The 1,367-nt window shown below is 62.0% G+C and carries 2 protein-coding genes; both read right to left on the bottom strand.

Going from position 1 to position 1,367, the window contains the following annotated elements:
- Positions 1 to 605 (bottom strand): electron transfer flavoprotein subunit alpha/FixB family protein (locus PY650_RS36420; protein ID WP_285884941.1); only part of this gene is annotated, 605 nt, incomplete at its 3' end.
- A gap of 27 nt (positions 606 to 632) precedes the next feature.
- The coding region (locus PY650_RS36415) for an electron transfer flavoprotein subunit beta/FixA family protein (protein WP_285884940.1) at positions 633 to 1,367 on the bottom strand (735 nt) is incomplete at its 5' end.

Here is a 1,367-nt window from a genome sequence, read left to right as displayed (position 1 = left end):
GAGATGATGATCTTCGCAGATGTCAGTTCCGGACGATCGGAGGTCGATAGCGCGTCCTTGACGAAGGTCGACAGACCGGGATTGGCGACCGCAGGGATCGCCTCGACGGTGGCCGAACCACCCTCTGCTGCCGAGGCGAAGGAGGCGGTGCGCACGGTGATGACTCGTTTGGCGTCGGTCGCCTGCACCGTCTGGATGGCATTGCCGGCATAGATCGGCCGCTTGAAGGTGTCGGATGAGACGACCTCGATGATTTCCGAGACCTGGGCGACATCGAGCAGCGCTGCCACACGTGGCATGACGTTCTTGCCGACCGAAGTGGCGGCGGTGACGATGGTGTCATAGCTTGCCGCCAGCGACACGATGAGATCGGCGAGCGGCTCGGCGAGATTGTTGGCAAGCTCGTCGCTTTCGGCCAGCAGCACCTTGGAGACGCCGGCAAGCTTGGATGCTTGTTCGGCAGCAGCCTTGGCGGCTTTGCCGGCGACGAGAACATGCACGTCGCTTCCCGTTTTCTGGGCGATCTGGTTTGCTGCCGTCAGCGCCTTGGCGGTCTGGTCGGAAAGGCTTTGATTGTCATGATCAGCCAGAAGAAGAATGGCCATGGTGTCTAACTCCTCGTTCGGACTGGATTACAGCACGCCGGCTTCGGTCTTCAGCTTCTCGACCAGCTCGGCGACCGACTTGACCTTGACGCCGGCCTTGCGGCCGGACGGCTCTTCCGTCTTCAGCACCTTCAGGCGCGGGGTGGTGGAAACGCCGAAGTCGGATGGGCTCTTCTTGTCGAGCGGCTTCTTCTTCGCCTTCATGATGTTCGGCAGCGAGGCATAACGCGGCTCGTTGAGGCGAAGGTCGGTGGTAACCACGGCCGGAAGCTTGACCTCGATCGTCTGCAGGCCGCCATCGACTTCGCGAGTGACGGTCGCGCTTTTCTCACCGAGTTCGATCTTCGAGGCGAAGGTGGCTTGAGCCAAGCCGAGCAGGGCGGCCAGCATCTGGCCGGTCTGGTTCGAATCGTCGTCGATTGCCTGCTTGCCGACGATGATCAGGCCCGGCTGTTCGGCATCCGCAACACCCTTCAGGATCTTCGCCACGGCCAGCGGCTCGACTTGATCGTCGGTCTCGACCAGGATCGCCCGATCGGCGCCCATGGCGAGCGCGGTGCGCAGCGTCTCTTCCGCCTTGGCCGGGCCGATTGACACCACCACGACTTCCTCGGCCTTGCCGGCTTCCTTCAGCCGCAGCGCTTCTTCAACCGAAATCTCGTCGAACGGGTTCATCGACATCTTGACGTTCGCAAGCTCGACGCCCGACCCATCCGGCTTCACGCGTATCTTGACGTTGTAATCAACAACCCGCTTCACGGG

The sequence above is a fragment of the Martinezella calliandrae genome, assembly GCF_030272695.1.
Lineage (GTDB): Bacteria > Pseudomonadota > Alphaproteobacteria > Rhizobiales > Rhizobiaceae > Rhizobium > Rhizobium calliandrae.
This window is presented reverse-complemented; position numbering and strand designations above follow the sequence as displayed.